Origin of the sequence: Longimicrobium sp. (assembly GCF_036399255.1) — a bacterium.
Taxonomy (GTDB): Bacteria; Gemmatimonadota; Gemmatimonadetes; order Longimicrobiales; family Longimicrobiaceae; genus Longimicrobium.
Map to the genome: position 1 here is coordinate 96,344 of NZ_DASWNM010000087.1, position 13,306 is coordinate 109,649.

Below are 13,306 nucleotides of genomic sequence, written 5' to 3' on the forward strand. Positions count from 1 at the left end.
CGGACGGCGCGCGGCGTGCGTGGGGGCGGGGCACACCCGCAACGGAAAGCGCGATGAAGCGGCTGGTTCTTTTCGACATCGACGGTACCCTGCTCTCCGCCGGCGGCGCGGGCGCGCGGGCCGTGCGCGACGCCATGATGGAGATCTACGGAGAGACGGGGGCCATCGGCGGATACAACATGGGCGGGCGCACCGATCCGCAGATCGTCCGCGAGCTGCTGACGGCGGACGGGTGGGCGGTGGAGGACGTGGACGCGGGGCTGGAGCGGCTGTGGGAGGTGTACCTGCGCAACCTGCGGGTGGAGGTGGGCCGCGCCGAGATCCGCTCCCTTCCCGGCGTGCCGGAGCTGCTGGACCGCATCGAGGCGTCCGGCGACCCCACCGTGCTGGGGCTGCTGACGGGGAACGTGATGGAGGGCGCGCGCCTCAAGGTAGAGGCCGCGGGGCTGGGCTTCGACCGCTTTCGCGTGGGGGCGTACGGGTCCGACCACTGGCAGCGGCCGGAGCTTCCCGCGGTGGCCGCGCGCCGCGCAAAGGAGGCGACGGGGCTGGAGTTCTCGGGCAAGGAGATCGTCATCATCGGCGACACGCCGTTCGACATCTCGTGCGGCGCGCACCTGGGTGTGCGCACCATCGCCACCGCCACCGGCACCCACCCCGCCGCCGAGCTGGCGACGCACGGCCCCGACTACCTGTTCGACGACCTGTCCGACGTGGACGCCGTCTGGCGCGCCATCATGGAATAGTACCGAATCCGGTAAACAAACACCTTCATGGGGTACAGAGGAACAGAGTCAGACCGAGGAATCGAGATGATCTTTCAGCTCGCTTTCTCTGTCTGGCTCTGTTCCTCTGTACGATCATTCTTTTTCAGGGATCTGGCATAAGGAAAGCATCACGCGGAGGCGCGGAGAGAGCCGCTCATCCTTCTCTCTCCGCGCCTCCGCGCGATGCTTTTCGTTTGAAGCACGACGACAGGGCCCCCGTGCCGCGGCAGGAGAGCCCTTCGTTGTGACGCGCGAGGGATCAGCGACGAGGGCTACTCCTCGTCGTCGTCCGCCTCGTCATCGTCATCATCCTCGTCGCCCTCGGTGGGCGGAGGAGAATCGACCATCTCGGGCATGTCCACCACCCACGCGGGCGGCGTACGGCCGTGGCGCACGTACAGCTCGCGGAAGAGTTCCACGGCTTCACGCCGCGCGGCGGGACGCTCCTCCTCGGGGAATGCCCACAGGAGCAGCTCCAGCACCGCGGCAGCTTCCGCCGGCGGCACAGCGTCGTCCGGACCGCCCGCCATTCCTTCGCGCAGCTCGCGTGCGTAGTAGCGTTTCCACAGCCGCAGGTTGCGTTCATACGGCACGGAGCCGTCGATGAACTTCTTGGTCGCGCCGACTTTTACGCCTGCGCGCTTGGCAACCTTTCGGAGCGACGTACGGGCGACTTGCGCCCGCACGTGCTCACGAATGCGGTCGATGGCCGATTCGGCGGCACGTTCGCTCACAGGCCCCTCCCTTCTGGGAGGAAACCCGGTGCGTGTGCACTTCGTTTACGTTCAGTTGGCTTACACTCTACAGATTAGTGCCTGTTTTTGAACCCGGCAAGAACCTGAAAGCGCAATTCTGAAACTTATACAAAATAGACACCCGCAAGGCCCTTCCTGACCCGCATCAGGCCGCACGCCGCCGGGTGCGGAAAGACCGCCCCGTGGGTACCGGGCTGAATCGGACAGGTGTGGATCGGTTGTTCGCGACCCGGCCGTCCAGAATGCCGAAAAGCGTACACGGCGCGGCGTTAGAGGATGGACAGAGCAGCCACCCCCGCCGAGATCAGCGCCGCCGTGGCCGACATCCACACCGCCAGCTGCACGCGCCGCCGCGTGTCGGCGGCGAACCCTTCCAGCGCCTGCGCCTGCTGCGCCGCCAGCGCCGTGCGCTCGCGCTCGGCGTCGGCCTGGGCGCGGGCGTGGGCCTGCTCCAGGCGCCGCAGGGCCGCGGGGACGTCGGCCACGGAGTCCTCCACTTCCACCAGGCGCGTGGCCAGGGCCGACACTTCGTCCTCCATCCCCCCGTCGGCCAGCGCCGGCAGCATTCCCGCCGCCGCGCCGAACAGCGTCTGGTCCATCACCCGCCTGGCCCCCAGCACCTCTTCGATCCCCGTTTCGAAGTGGTGCTGCTCGATGCGCTTTTCGCCGTCCTCGCCCGGCTCGGCGATGGCCATCTGCGCGGCCTTGAGCACGGCGTTCTTGATGTCGCCGCCGCTGGCGGGGTAGCGCTCGGCCAGGGCGCGAAAGTCCACGCCGGCGCCCAGCGGCGTCTTGCGGGCGTGGATCTGCACGCGCCAGATCTTTTCGCGCTCCTCCACCCCCGGCTGCTCGAAGAGGATGTGGGTGCGGATGCGGCGCTCGAACGCGGGGTCGAAGTTGGCGGCCAGGTTGGTGGCGAAGATGACCACGCCCGAGAACTCTTCCAGCTCGCGCAGCAGCACGTTGACCACGGCGTTGGCCTCGCGCTGGTAGCCCTGGTCCACGCTGGTGAAGCGGCGCCCCGCGATGGCGTCGGCCTCGTCGAAAAAGAGCACGGCGTCCTGCTCCTGCGCGCTGGCGAACACGGTGGCCACGTTCTTGGCGGTGGCGCCGGCCCACTGGCTTTCGAGCTCGTTGTAGCGCACGACCAGCAGCGGCTTGCCCAGCGCGTGGGCAATGGCCTCGGCGCAGATGGTCTTTCCCGTTCCCGGCGGCCCGGCAAAGTTGAAGGCCAGCCCCAGCCCGCTCTCGTGCCGCTCTCCCAGCCCCCACTGGCCAAAGAGCACATCGTGCTTGCGGATCTGCACCAGCGCGTTGTCCAGCGCCCGCCGCGTCACGGGCGGCAGCACCACGTCGGCGAAGGTGCGCCGCGGCGCCACGGCGCTGACCAGCGCCTGCCGGTCGGGGCCAAAGATCAGGTCGCGCAGGGGATTGGATGCCATCGGGTGTGTGAGTGCAAAGGTGCGTGTGACCGCGAGCCGGCCGCGTCCGCAACATCGGGGCGGGCACGGGGGTAGAGACTGGCCAGCCGCAGCCGGCATCCGGCCCGGCGCGTGAGTACGCATGCCGTTGCGCGCCGGTCCAATCAGGTTTCGGCGGATGGTCCGTATCGCAAGAGATTCGCCCGACGGAGGATGCGCATCCTCCCCGGCCTCCCGTACCAGCCACCCCCGGCCCGGGGGATGAGACATGCCGGCGCAGCACTCGGCTGCGAATCTCCACTCCACCCGGAGAGTGAATCGTGGATACGATCAACATCACCGACCCGTTCGGATCCGATCCCGTGCCGGCCAGCGAGGGCGACCCGCCGATCATCATTCAGGGCGGCGGGTGAGCGTCGAGGATCCCGACATGCCTCCACCCCTCCTCCGGACCGTCCGGGGGAGGGGTGGTTCGCTTCCATCATCATCCCCGCGCTGAACGAAGGCAGCGGGGATTTGCGCAACGCCGGCGCGGCGAGCCAGGACGGGGCTTGTCCGATTCATCCGCTCATCCTCAGCCGGCGGTATCGCACGTAAATGCAAGACCGTCGCCGCGGTTGATACCCGCACCGGCCTCTCTCGCCCATCCGCCCCATCCCGCTCATCCCCGCACGGTCCCGCTGGGCGGCGGAGGGTCCCGCTCGTCACGCATCCATCCGTACGCAGCCGCGGCCGCGCGAGATTCCATCCGTGGAGCGGGGGACATGATCCCCCGCGTGGTTCATCCCCATCGACCGGAATCGCATCCCATGAACGCACCCGCACCGGCGCGGCCGCGGCGGCACGACCTGGACTGGCTGCGCGTGATCGCCATCGTGCTGCTGCTCTTCTTTCATTCCGCCATGCCGTACGTGGCGGAGTGGGAGTGGCACCTGAAGAACGCGGAAACCAGCCCGCTGATGATGGAGGCCAGCTACTTTCTGTCCCGCTGGCGGATGGCGCTGCTCTTCCTGATCTCGGGCGTGGGCACGTCGTACGCGCTCGGCTTTCGCCCGGCGCGCGGCTACCTGCGCGAGCGCGCGCTGCGGCTGCTGGTGCCGCTGCACTTCGGCATCCTGGTCATCGTGCCGCCGCAGATCTACATGGAGCGGCTGGCGCAGGGCGCCTCGTACGCCTCGTACCTGCACTTCTGGCCATCCATCCTGCAGGGGCGGCCGTATCCGGAGGGGAACACCAGCTGGCACCACCTGTGGTTCATCGGCTACCTGTTCATCTACTCCGTGGCCGCGCTGCCGCTGTTCCTGTACCTGCGCTCGGAGCGCGGGCGACGGGTGCGCGCGGCGATCGCGGCGCGGCTGGCGGGGCCCGCGCTCTACCTCCTCGGCCTGCCGCTGGGGCTCATCCTGGCGACGCTGTACGTGCGCTGGTCGGGGCCGGAGAACGTGATCGACGACTGGGGGCGCCTGGTCTACTACTTCGGCTTCTTCGTCGCGGGATACCTGCTGGCCGAGGCGGAGGGGGCGTGGCGGTGGATGGAGACGAACCGTCGCGCGTCGCTGGGGCTGGCGGTGGCATCCATCGTCGCCATCAACTACCTGCGCTGGAACGACGTGGAGCCGGCGTGGGGATACAACCCCGGCAACGCCGCGTTTCTCATGCTGCAGGGGTGCAACGCGTGGTTCTGGGTGCTGGCGATCCTGGGATTCGGCAAACGCCACCTGTCGTTCCGCAACCGCTTGCTGGATTACGCCGGCGAAGGCATCTATCCCTTCTACGTGCTGCACCAGACGGTCATCGTCATCGTCGCCTTTTACGTGCTGCGCGCGCCGGACGGGGTGTGGGCCAAGTTCTGGTTCACCAGCTTCGTCTCGCTGGGGCTTACCGTGGCCATCTACGACCTGCTCGTGCGCCCGTTCCGCGTTACCCGCTTTCTGTTCGGGATGAAGAACCCGCCCGCTGCCCCGCGCACCGTCCCCGCCCCGCCGCGCGTCGTCGCCGGCGCGGCGGAGCCTGCGCTCACGGTCGAAGCGTGACGCGTCCGGCCGAGGCGGAGGCGCGGGAGCGCGGGTTTCCGTGGAGCTGGCCGGCCGCGTTCGCGGTGGCCACGCTGCTGGGGCTGCTGTCGTTCACCTACTACTGGCTGGACGACGTGGTGCGCGGCACGCCCACGCCCCCGCTGGCCACGCTGACCGAGGAGCTGACGGGGTACTGGGGCGCCGCGCTGCTGGTGCCCATCGGCATCCGGGCGGCGCGCCGGTACCCGCCCGGGCTGCACTGGCGGGTGCTGGTGCACGCCGGCGTCCTGCTGGCGCTCTCCGCGGCGGCCACCACGTGGAACTGGATCATCCGCTCGCTGCTCTTTCCCCTGCTGGGGCTGGGGCGGTACGACTACGGACGGATGCCGCTGCGGTACCTGATGGAGCTCCCCAAGGGCGCCATCCTGTACGTGGTGGTCCTGGCCTTCGTGGTGCTGCTGGACCGCTACCGCGCCGCGCGCGAGCGGGAGCTGCGGGTGGCGCACCTGGAGGCCGGCCTGGCGCGCGCCCAGCTGCAGAACCTGAGCGCGCAGCTGCAGCCGCACTTTCTGTTCAACGCGCTCAACGCCATCTCGTCGACCATGTACGAAGACGTGGAGCGCGCGGACCGGATGATGACCAGCCTGTCGGAGCTGCTGCGCGCCAGCCTGCGCGCCTCCACCGCGCAGCAGATCACGCTGGCGGAGGAGCTGGAGGTCCTGGAGCGGTACCTGGAGCTGATGCGCGCCCGCTTTGGCGAGCGGCTGCGGGTGGATGTCGACGTGGAGGCGGGGATCGCCGGCGCGCGCGTCCCCGCGATGCTGCTGCAGCCGGTGGTGGAGAACGCGCTGCAGCACGGCGCGCCGCCTCCGCCGCGGCCCGCGTGCGTCACGGTCCGGGCCTGGCGGATGGGGGACCGGCTGATGATCGAGGTGCGCGACAACGGGCCGGGGCTGCAGGGTGGGCCGCCGGTGGGCACGGGGGTGGGATTGACCAACACGGCCGACCGCCTGCGCGCCCTGTACGGCGATGCGCAGTCGCTGGCGTTCGAGAACGCGGCCGGCGGTGGCCTGGCGGTGCGGATGACGATGCCGTACGCGCAGTCCGCGGTTCTTCCCGCGCGCGAGGAGGATGCGTGGAGCCTGTCCGCGTCCTGATCGCCGACGACGAGCCGCCCGCGCGCGCCAAGCTGCGCCGCTTTCTGGCCGCCGATCCGGAGGTGGAGCTGGCGGGCGAGGCGGCCAGCGGCACCGAGGCGGTGGAGATGATCGAGCGGCTGCGGCCGGACCTGGTCTTTCTCGACATCCAGATGCCCGGCGCCGACGGCTTCGGCGTGCTGCAGGCCGTCGACCCCGCCGCCCTGCCGCACGTGGTCTTCGTCACCGCGTACGACGAGTACGCGCTGCGGGCGTTCGAGGTGCACGCGGTGGACTACCTGCTGAAGCCCTTCGACGCCGACCGCTTTCGCACCGCGCTGGGACGCGCCAAGGAGCGGGTGCGCGCCCGGCCGCCCGCGGGTGGCGACGGGCTGGAGGAGCGCATCCGCCGCGTGCTGGCGGAGGCGCGCCCCGCGCCGGCGTACCTGGAGCGCGTGCTGGTGCGCACGGGCGCGCGCGCCGTGTTCCTGCGGGTGGACGAGATCGATTGGCTGGAGGCGGAGGAGAACTACGTGCGGCTGCACGCCGGGCGCGAAAGCTACCTGGTGCGGGGCACGCTGGCGGGGCTGGAGGAGCGGCTGGACCCGGCGCGCTTCGTCCGCGTGCACCGCTCGCACATGGTGAGCCTGGCCGCCATCCGCGAGCTGCACCCGTGGAGCCACGGCGACTGGATGATCGTGCTGCGCGACGGCCGCGAGCTGATGCTCAGCCGCCGCTACCGCGACCGGATTCCGGAGCTGGCGGGGTGAGCGGGGCGGCGGAGGATCGGAGCGGAGGAAAGGCGGCGTTTCAGCAGGTGACGTGGCGACCCGCTCGCAACGGCGAATGATGCTCGATGCGATTCTAACCCGGTGACGTGCCGTCCGCCCGCTGGAGCGAATGAATTCGCCGCTGGAAAATCGCAAAGTCCGCCTGCGCGGACTCGGCGGCCACAGGGTGTGCGCCGTCCCAGGCAACTGCTCGTCCGCAACAGGGGGCGATCTCAGGGGCGTTTCCTACAGGACGGTCAGCGTACGGCGGGCTCGGGCTGCTCCGGTCGTGTGCTCCCGGCCGGGATCGGCGGATCGAGCCCATCCTCCAGCATCGAGCCGATGTACATGGAGATCGCATCCTCCAACCATTCGAGTGCCTCATCGGCCGTCTCACCATGGCTTTCGCATCCCGGCAGCTCATCGACCCCGGCCAGGAACAGCGACTCACCACGCGTACCCTCGTCGGGACGAACGCGCCTGGTGTACGGCAGCCGAAGGTACTGCTCAACCATTTGATTCATCCTGGTGCGCACGGGCGCGCGCGCCCGTGTTCCTGCGGGTGGACGAGATCGACTGGCGGGAGGCGGAGGAGAACTACGTGCGGCTGCACGCCGGGCGCGAGAGCTACCTGGTGCGGGGCACGCTGGCGGGGCTGGAGGAGCGGCTGGACCCGGCGCGCTTCGTCCGCGTGCACAGGTCGCACATGGTGAGCCTGGCCGCCATCCGCGAGCTGCACCCGTGGAGCCACGGCGACTGGATGATCGTGCTGCGCGACGGCCGCGAGCTCATGCTAAGCCGCCGCTACCGCGACCGGATTCCGGAGCTGGCGGGGTAGGTCCGCGCCGGCAGCGATGCACGGTGAGAGCCGTCCCGGACCCGCTGGATGGTCTGGGGCGGCCCTGGTGCGTGCCGGTCTGTTCAGCCCCGCAGTCTGCGGCGCTTTATCCACTTCAACGGGTACGCGAGGTCAAGGGGCCACCAACCGAGCATGAAGAGTTCCCAGAGCGTCGGCTCGCGCTCTTCCCGGGCCGGAGTCTTGGGGAACATGGAAAGCGGGATCCCGAACAGCATGGGCTCGTCAGGCGCTTCGTCGTCGTGCTCGGACATTTCGGGTTCCTCGCTGCCTGGTGATCAGTGCGAGCCCGATGAGCTGTGCCACCGGACTCAGAAACGGACCCAGCTGCGCGACCGCGCGCGGGTCGAAGACGTATGGCTCCGTGGCGTCCATCGCTAATACGGCGACTTGCTGCCCGGTGGTTCCCGGCTCCCCCACCATGATCGGAAACGTCGCCATCGACCTGTACCTACGCCCGCTCAATCGCGGGTGTTTCACCTCTGAAGTGAACGGAATGCAGCACGGTTCTCCGGTAGACAATGTGAACGGAGCGCCCGGCGCGTCAAGGGAGATGACCGGGTGGCGGCGGTCGGACCGGTAATCGTCCTGCGCAGCCACCTTCAGACCCACCAGCTGCTCCCCGTCCTTGACGGGCAGCAACAGGTTCGCGCTGATCTCGCACCCGGGCGGCAGGAGCAACGTCACCCCCGCCAGCTCGCACGCCCGGCGCAGGAGCAAGCCGATGGCGTCCTCCGGCTTGCGGATCAGCTGCGGCTCCGCGGTACCCGCGTGCATCCCCGCGATCGAGCTGATCAGGGCGCCAAGATCCTGAGATACTTTCGTGTGTCGGCTCATTGCGCTGCCCTGCGCCAAGCCGCGAAACCACTCCGACAGCAGGTAGATGGCGATCAGGCCGGCCATCCAGCGCCAGCCTTTCACCCCGAACACATCCGGCGCCGCGACCGCGACGAACAGCGCCAGCTGCAGCCCCGCCGCGACCAGCTGCATCGAGCGGCTGCGGGCGAGCATGCGGCCCCAGCTGATGGGGTACGCGGCCGCCTTCCAGGTCATGGGCCAGTGGCGGACGTGCGCCCGGAGCACGTCTGCCGCCTGCCGCGGATCGTCCCCCATGCCTTCGCTCCACGTTGCGGGACGCTGATGAACACGGCATGATCAGCGGCCCGCACCCCACGGAGCGCCGACAGTGGTTCGTTCACTCCGTTCATCTTAACGACGCTCGCGCCGCACCACCAACACGCGAGCCGACACGCAATCTAGAGATTCAGCGCATGCGGCAGGTATGGATCACCAGGCGGGGCGGGCCGGAGGTGCTGCAGGTGCGCGAGGCGGCGGACCCGCGGCCGGGGGAGGGCGAGGTGCGCATCCGGGTGGCGGCGGCGGGAGTGAACTTCGCGGACGTGCTGGCGCGCATGGGGCTGTATCCCGACGCGCCGACGCTCCCCGCCGTCGTCGGCTACGAGGTGGCGGGGACGGTGGACGCGGTCGGCGCGGGGGTCGCGGGCTTTCGCGAGGGCGACCGGGTGGGCGCGCTGACGCGCTTTGGCGGATACGCGGACGTGGTGTGCGTGCCGGCGCCGCAGGCGTTCGCGCTGCCGCCCGGGTTGTCCTTCGAAAAGGCGGCGACGATCCCGGTGAACTACCTGACCGCGTGGATCATGCTGGTGCACCTGGGCTCCGTCCGCGCGGGCGACCGGGTGCTGGTGCACGCGGTGGCGGGCGGGGTGGGGCAGGCGGCGGTGCAGATCTGCCGGTGGCGCGGGGCGGAGGTGGTGGGCACGGCCAGCGCCGGCAAGCACGCGCGGCTGCGCGAGATGGGCGTGGCGCACTGCATCGACTACCGCACGCAGGACTTCGAGGCCGAGGTGCGGCGCATCTACGGCAAGGGCGGCGTGGACGTGGCGCTGGACGCGGTGGGCGGCGAGTCGTTCCGGAAGAGCTACCGCTGCCTGGGCCCGCTGGGGCGGCTGTACCTCTTTGGCGTCAGCAGCTTTGCGCCGGGACGGCGGCGCAGCGTGGTGGCGGCGCTGCGCGGGCTGGCGGCCATGCCGCGGTTTTCGCCCATCGACATGATGAACACCAACCGCGGCGTGCACGGCGTAAACCTGGGCCACCTGTGGCACCGGGCGGAGCTGCTGAACCAGATGATGGGCGAGATCGTCGCCCGGGTGGCGGACGGGACGTTCGATCCGGTGGTGGACCAGGTCTTCGCCTTCGACCGCGCGGCGGATGCGCACGCGCGGCTGCAGGACCGCCAGAACTTCGGCAAGGTGCTGCTGGCGCCGTGAGCGCATCCGGAGAACGGACGATGATGGACGACGAAGAGCTGCTGAAGTACGCGTACGCCGCGTTCAACGCGCGCAACGTGGACGCGGCGCTGGCCACCATGCACCCGGACGTGGAGTGGCCCAACGGCATGGAGGGCGGCACCGTGCACGGCCACCCGGGGATCCGCGCGTACTGGACGCGCCAGTGGACGCTCATCGATCCCCACGTGGAGCCGCTGTCGTTCGCGCGGATGACGGACGGGCGGATGGACGTGGAGGTGCGGCAGGTGGTGCGCGACTCCGGCGGTGCGGTGCTGGTGGACCAGATCGTCCACCACCTCTACCGCATTCAGGACGGGCGAGTAATGGGGATGGAGATCCGCGAGGGCGGCTGAACGGCGCACGCGAATCCGCCCATCCAGGCTACCCCTTGCCGACGTAAAAGGAAGGGGCTACACTGCGTGGGTGGCATGCGCGTGCATCGCGAAGAGACATGCGCCGTTCTCGGGAATCCCTTCACAACAGAGGCACAAGATGAAGAAGTTCGCAAAGGCCGTGTGTGCTGCGGGAGTGCTGGGTGCGCTGCTCACGGGCGTCCAGACGGTGATGGCGTCCCCGTCCGCCGCCAAGGACCCGACCTGCGTCTACCATTGCCCCTGCTTTGGAGAACCCACCTGCTTCTGCAACGAAGGGCCGATCTGCGCGGCGTGACGCAGCCTCGGACGGAAGGGGTCGCGGCGGGATCCTGAGCCGGACGACAAGGAGCCGGCCCGCCATCACTGGCGGGCCGGCTCTTCCACATCCGTTGGTGAGAGTCAGCGCGGGCCGAAGCCCAGGGCGCTCATCATCTCTTCCATCATCCCCGGCTCCACGCCGTACATCCGCGCCATGTACCCCACCGTCACGCCGTCGTCGCGCAGGTCGCGCAGGCGGTCGCAGGCCAGGCGGCGCAGCAGCGCGGCGCGGGCGTCGTCCAGGGCGATGGAACGGATGGGCGTAATCGCGGCGGTCTGCCGGCCGGCCGCCAGCGGGAGCGCGGGTTGGGCTCCGGTTCTCCTGGTCCTCCACCCTGCGGGGGCTGGCTCGACGTGTCGCCGTGCCGCTTCTTGTGACGGCGAAGGAATTCGCATCCAGCATGCCCATCCGGCGTCACTCCTGCCTTGAGGGAACTGGCTGCATCGCATAGATTTGCGGCTTCGCAATCCATCCGGTCCATCCACGGCGGTGCCATGAGCCAGACCTGTCCGTCCTGCGAGGCCCCGGCCTCGGGACGCTTTTGCCCCCAGTGCGGCGTTGCCATCGACGCGCAGTGCCGCGAGTGCCAGAACCCGCTGCCGGCCGGCGCGCGCTTCTGCAACCAGTGCGGCGTGACCGTGGCCGCGCAGGCGGCGCCCGCGCGCACCCGCCAGCCGGTGCTGGCGTGGGCCGTCGCCGGCGCGGCCGTGGTGGCGCTGGCCGGCGTGGTCATCGCGCCGCGCCTCTCCGGCGGCGAGCAGCCCGCGGCGGTGGCCCTTGCGCAGCAGGGCGCCGCGCCCGCGGGCGACCCGGCGGCCGTGGACCTGGCCAGCATGACGCCGCGCGAGCGGGCGGACCGCCTGTTCAACCGGGTGATGCAGGGCATGGCCACCGGCGACACCGCCCAGCTGGGCTTCTTTACCGGGATGGCCATCCAGGCGTACGGCATGGTGCCCGAGCGCGACGCCGACCTGCACTACCACCTGGGCGAGCTGCACCGCATCTCGGGCAACGCCCCCTCGGCGCGCGCGCAGGCCGACAGCATCCTGGCCGCCGACCCGCAGCACCTGTTCGGGCTGTACGGCGCGGCGCGGGCGGAGCAGCTGCGCAACGACACCGGCGCGGCCAAGGGCCTGTTCCAGCGCTTCCTGGACGCCTACACCGCCCAGGTCGCCCGCAACCTGCCCGAGTACCAGGAGCACGCGCAGGGCCTGCCCTCCATGCGCTCCGAGGCCCAGCAGGCCGTCGGCAGCTGACCTCTGCGCCGATCCGCCGAAAGCGGTTTCGCGCGGAGACGAAAGACGAGGACGCAGAGGGGCTCCCTCCGCGTCCTCGTCATTTTGCGCGCGAGACAACCGGACCTGTCTCGTACCCAATCCGCGGAAACACTGTCATACCGAATGTGGGAAAACAACCCCTTCATGGGTACAGAGGAACAGAGTCAGACAGAGGAACCCGGATGATGTTCAGCTCGCTTTCTCTGTCTGACTCTGTTCCTCTGTACGACTATTCTTTTCGCGTGACGGCAGGATCCCGCCGTCGCGCAGGCAGATTCTCAGGATCCGCTGTCACCCCAGCAGGGCCAGGAAGATCAGCAGCGCGGCGGTGCTCAGCACGCTGCGCAGGGCGTGCAGCCGGTTCCAGCGCCTCAGGAGCAGGCCCACGCGCTCCAGGTTGCCCGCCGTCGCGGGATCGAGCAGCTGCCGGTTGGTGGGAAAGATCACGATCAGCGTGATGGGGATCACCAGCCCCAGCAGCACGCCGCCCGCCAGCCACCCTGCCCCGCCGCCGGCCAGCCACGCGCCGCCGGCCGCCAGCGCCCCCACCAGGGCGAGTGGCGCCTGCATCAACGTGGCGCGGTGGTAGCTGGGGGCCCACTCCGCGAGGGCGGGCCCGTTGCCCAGCGACATGCGCGCGGGGTGCTCCACCAGGTTGATGTAGACGGCGGCGCCGGCAAACAGCGCGGCGCAGAACGTAGCGATCAGCTCCAGTATCATGGTTCACCTCCGGGTGAGTTGGGATTCGCTTCCTGCTTCGCCATCCCCGCATCCTGCTCCAGGTTCTGCATCACCCGCCGCGCGAGCGCCAGGAAATGCTGCCGCTCCTCCACGTTCAGCCCCGCGAGGGCGGCGGCGTTGGTCTCTCTCGCACTGGCGGTGAGCACGTCCTCCAGCGCCCGCCCGCGCGGCGTAAGGTGCACGTGGGCCTGCCTGCGGTCCCCCGGATCGGGAACGCGCGTGATGAGCCCGTCGCGCTCCATCCGCTTCAGCGTGTTCGCCATCGTCGGCTGCTCCACGGCCAGCCGCTCCGCCAGCCGCGCCTGCGTAACGCCCTCCTGCTCCCACAGCATCAGCAGAACCGGAAACTGGCCGGTGCTGATGCCGTGCGGCGCGATGCGGCGGTACAGCGCCTGGGCAAAGAGCCGCGCCAGGTGGTTGATCACGTATCCGGGCGACTGCCGCCGATCGAACTTCATCACACGCATCGGGCAAGGGTGATTGGATACCCAGCTATCCTTCGCGCCGGTAATATACATAGCAGGCTATCCGATGTCACGGGTCATCTGACCCATCTCGATTTCGAC

At 69.7% G+C, this 13,306-nt stretch carries 17 protein-coding genes; 9 read left to right on the top strand and 8 right to left on the bottom strand.

Annotation, left to right across the window (positions count from 1 at the left end):
• Window positions 1–53 precede the first annotated feature (53 nt).
• Window positions 54–746, top strand: a complete 693-nt coding sequence (locus VGC13_RS15355; protein ID WP_331126144.1) for an HAD family hydrolase — start codon at window positions 54–56, stop codon at window positions 744–746.
• Window positions 747–1,039: 293 nt separating this feature from the next.
• On the opposite strand, the gene VGC13_RS15360 is transcribed toward VGC13_RS15355, so the two are convergent.
• The gene (locus VGC13_RS15360; RefSeq protein WP_331126145.1) at window positions 1,040–1,501 is read right to left on the bottom strand and encodes a hypothetical protein; all 462 of its coding nucleotides are present in this window, start codon (window positions 1,499–1,501) and stop codon (window positions 1,040–1,042) included.
• A 290-nt stretch (window positions 1,502–1,791) separates the two neighbouring features.
• Window positions 1,792–2,964 carry an ATP-binding protein gene (locus tag VGC13_RS15365; RefSeq protein ID WP_331126146.1) on the bottom strand — a complete coding sequence of 391 codons (1,173 nt, stop codon included), beginning with the start codon at window positions 2,962–2,964 and terminating at the stop codon, window positions 1,792–1,794.
• A gap of 788 nt (window positions 2,965–3,752) precedes the next feature.
• Between VGC13_RS15365 and VGC13_RS15370 the strand changes: the two genes are divergently transcribed.
• Genes VGC13_RS15370 through VGC13_RS15380 form a run of 3 tightly spaced genes read left to right on the top strand, consistent with a single transcriptional unit; the run spans window position 3,753 to window position 6,864 of the window.
• A complete protein-coding gene (locus VGC13_RS15370) occupies window positions 3,753–4,976 on the top strand; it encodes an acyltransferase (RefSeq protein ID WP_331126147.1) in 1,224 nt (407 codons plus the stop codon).
• A complete protein-coding gene (locus tag VGC13_RS15375; protein ID WP_331126148.1) occupies window positions 4,973–6,115 on the top strand; it encodes a sensor histidine kinase in 1,143 nt (380 codons plus the stop codon). The genes VGC13_RS15370 and VGC13_RS15375 overlap by 4 nt, the downstream gene beginning before the upstream one ends.
• Window positions 6,094–6,864, top strand: a complete 771-nt coding sequence (locus VGC13_RS15380; RefSeq protein WP_331126149.1) for a LytTR family DNA-binding domain-containing protein — start codon at window positions 6,094–6,096, stop codon at window positions 6,862–6,864. The genes VGC13_RS15375 and VGC13_RS15380 overlap by 22 nt, the downstream gene beginning before the upstream one ends.
• Before the next feature lie 257 nt (window positions 6,865–7,121).
• On the opposite strand, the gene VGC13_RS15385 is transcribed toward VGC13_RS15380, so the two are convergent.
• Entirely contained in the window at window positions 7,122–7,379 is a 258-nt protein-coding gene (locus VGC13_RS15385) for a type II toxin-antitoxin system HicB family antitoxin (RefSeq protein WP_331126150.1), read from the bottom strand.
• Between the two features lie 35 nt (window positions 7,380–7,414).
• Between VGC13_RS15385 and VGC13_RS15390 the strand changes: the two genes are divergently transcribed.
• Window positions 7,415–7,702 carry a LytTR family DNA-binding domain-containing protein gene (locus VGC13_RS15390; protein ID WP_331126151.1) on the top strand — a complete coding sequence of 96 codons (288 nt, stop codon included), beginning with the start codon at window positions 7,415–7,417 and terminating at the stop codon, window positions 7,700–7,702.
• Between the two features lie 83 nt (window positions 7,703–7,785).
• Here VGC13_RS15390 and VGC13_RS15395 read toward each other — a convergent pair whose 3' ends face one another.
• Window positions 7,786–7,974 carry a hypothetical protein gene (locus VGC13_RS15395; RefSeq protein WP_331126152.1) on the bottom strand — a complete coding sequence of 63 codons (189 nt, stop codon included), beginning with the start codon at window positions 7,972–7,974 and terminating at the stop codon, window positions 7,786–7,788.
• On the bottom strand, window positions 7,946–8,773 hold the full coding sequence (locus VGC13_RS15400; RefSeq protein ID WP_331126153.1) for a GAF domain-containing protein: 828 nt from the start codon (window positions 8,771–8,773) through the stop codon (window positions 7,946–7,948). Before VGC13_RS15400 ends, VGC13_RS15395 begins: the two co-directional genes overlap by 29 nt.
• Window positions 8,774–8,991: 218 nt before the next feature.
• Here VGC13_RS15400 and VGC13_RS15405 point away from each other — a divergent pair, with 218 nt between their 5' ends.
• The 3 genes from VGC13_RS15405 (at window position 8,992) to VGC13_RS15415 (ending at window position 10,698) form a co-directional block, all read left to right on the top strand.
• Entirely contained in the window at window positions 8,992–10,008 is a 1,017-nt protein-coding gene (locus tag VGC13_RS15405; RefSeq protein WP_331126154.1) for a medium chain dehydrogenase/reductase family protein, read from the top strand.
• Between the two features lie 20 nt (window positions 10,009–10,028).
• A complete protein-coding gene (locus tag VGC13_RS15410) occupies window positions 10,029–10,382 on the top strand; it encodes a nuclear transport factor 2 family protein (RefSeq protein WP_331126155.1) in 354 nt (117 codons plus the stop codon).
• A 139-nt stretch (window positions 10,383–10,521) separates the two neighbouring features.
• Complete coding sequence (locus tag VGC13_RS15415) at window positions 10,522–10,698, top strand: hypothetical protein (protein ID WP_331126156.1); 177 nt, start codon at window positions 10,522–10,524, stop codon at window positions 10,696–10,698.
• A 104-nt stretch (window positions 10,699–10,802) separates the two neighbouring features.
• Here VGC13_RS15415 and VGC13_RS15420 read toward each other — a convergent pair whose 3' ends face one another.
• On the bottom strand, window positions 10,803–11,117 hold the full coding sequence (locus VGC13_RS15420; protein WP_331126157.1) for a hypothetical protein: 315 nt from the start codon (window positions 11,115–11,117) through the stop codon (window positions 10,803–10,805).
• Window positions 11,118–11,216: 99 nt separating this feature from the next.
• Between VGC13_RS15420 and VGC13_RS15425 the strand changes: the two genes are divergently transcribed.
• Complete coding sequence (locus VGC13_RS15425) at window positions 11,217–11,978, top strand: zinc ribbon domain-containing protein (RefSeq protein WP_331126158.1); 762 nt, start codon at window positions 11,217–11,219, stop codon at window positions 11,976–11,978.
• Window positions 11,979–12,290: 312 nt separating this feature from the next.
• On the opposite strand, the gene VGC13_RS15430 is transcribed toward VGC13_RS15425, so the two are convergent.
• Entirely contained in the window at window positions 12,291–12,719 is a 429-nt protein-coding gene (locus VGC13_RS15430; RefSeq protein ID WP_331126159.1) for a DUF1772 domain-containing protein, read from the bottom strand.
• The gene (locus tag VGC13_RS15435) at window positions 12,716–13,198 is read right to left on the bottom strand and encodes a MarR family transcriptional regulator (protein WP_331126160.1); all 483 of its coding nucleotides are present in this window, start codon (window positions 13,196–13,198) and stop codon (window positions 12,716–12,718) included. The genes VGC13_RS15430 and VGC13_RS15435 overlap by 4 nt, the downstream gene beginning before the upstream one ends.
• Between the last annotated feature and the right edge of the window lie 108 nt (window positions 13,199–13,306).

Bases quoted from the DNA above. Each gene is read 5' to 3' on its own strand.
- VGC13_RS15355 (WP_331126144.1), top strand. From the start codon at position 54: ATGAAGCGGCTGGTTCTTTTCGACATCGACGGTACCCTGCTCTCCGCC.
- VGC13_RS15365 (WP_331126146.1), bottom strand. From the start codon at position 2,964: ATGGCATCCAATCCCCTGCGCGACCTGATCTTTGGCCCCGACCGGCAG.
- VGC13_RS15370 (WP_331126147.1), top strand. From the start codon at position 3,753: ATGAACGCACCCGCACCGGCGCGGCCGCGGCGGCACGACCTGGACTGG.
- VGC13_RS15385 (WP_331126150.1), bottom strand. From the start codon at position 7,379: ATGGTTGAGCAGTACCTTCGGCTGCCGTACACCAGGCGCGTTCGTCCC.
- VGC13_RS15395 (WP_331126152.1), bottom strand. From the start codon at position 7,974: ATGTCCGAGCACGACGACGAAGCGCCTGACGAGCCCATGCTGTTCGGG.
- VGC13_RS15400 (WP_331126153.1), bottom strand. From the start codon at position 8,773: ATGACCTGGAAGGCGGCCGCGTACCCCATCAGCTGGGGCCGCATGCTC.
- VGC13_RS15405 (WP_331126154.1), top strand. From the start codon at position 8,992: ATGCGGCAGGTATGGATCACCAGGCGGGGCGGGCCGGAGGTGCTGCAG.
- VGC13_RS15410 (WP_331126155.1), top strand. From the start codon at position 10,029: ATGATGGACGACGAAGAGCTGCTGAAGTACGCGTACGCCGCGTTCAAC.
- VGC13_RS15415 (WP_331126156.1), top strand. From the start codon at position 10,522: ATGAAGAAGTTCGCAAAGGCCGTGTGTGCTGCGGGAGTGCTGGGTGCG.
- VGC13_RS15420 (WP_331126157.1), bottom strand. From the start codon at position 11,117: ATGCGAATTCCTTCGCCGTCACAAGAAGCGGCACGGCGACACGTCGAG.
- VGC13_RS15425 (WP_331126158.1), top strand. From the start codon at position 11,217: ATGAGCCAGACCTGTCCGTCCTGCGAGGCCCCGGCCTCGGGACGCTTT.
- VGC13_RS15430 (WP_331126159.1), bottom strand. From the start codon at position 12,719: ATGATACTGGAGCTGATCGCTACGTTCTGCGCCGCGCTGTTTGCCGGC.
- VGC13_RS15435 (WP_331126160.1), bottom strand. From the start codon at position 13,198: ATGAAGTTCGATCGGCGGCAGTCGCCCGGATACGTGATCAACCACCTG.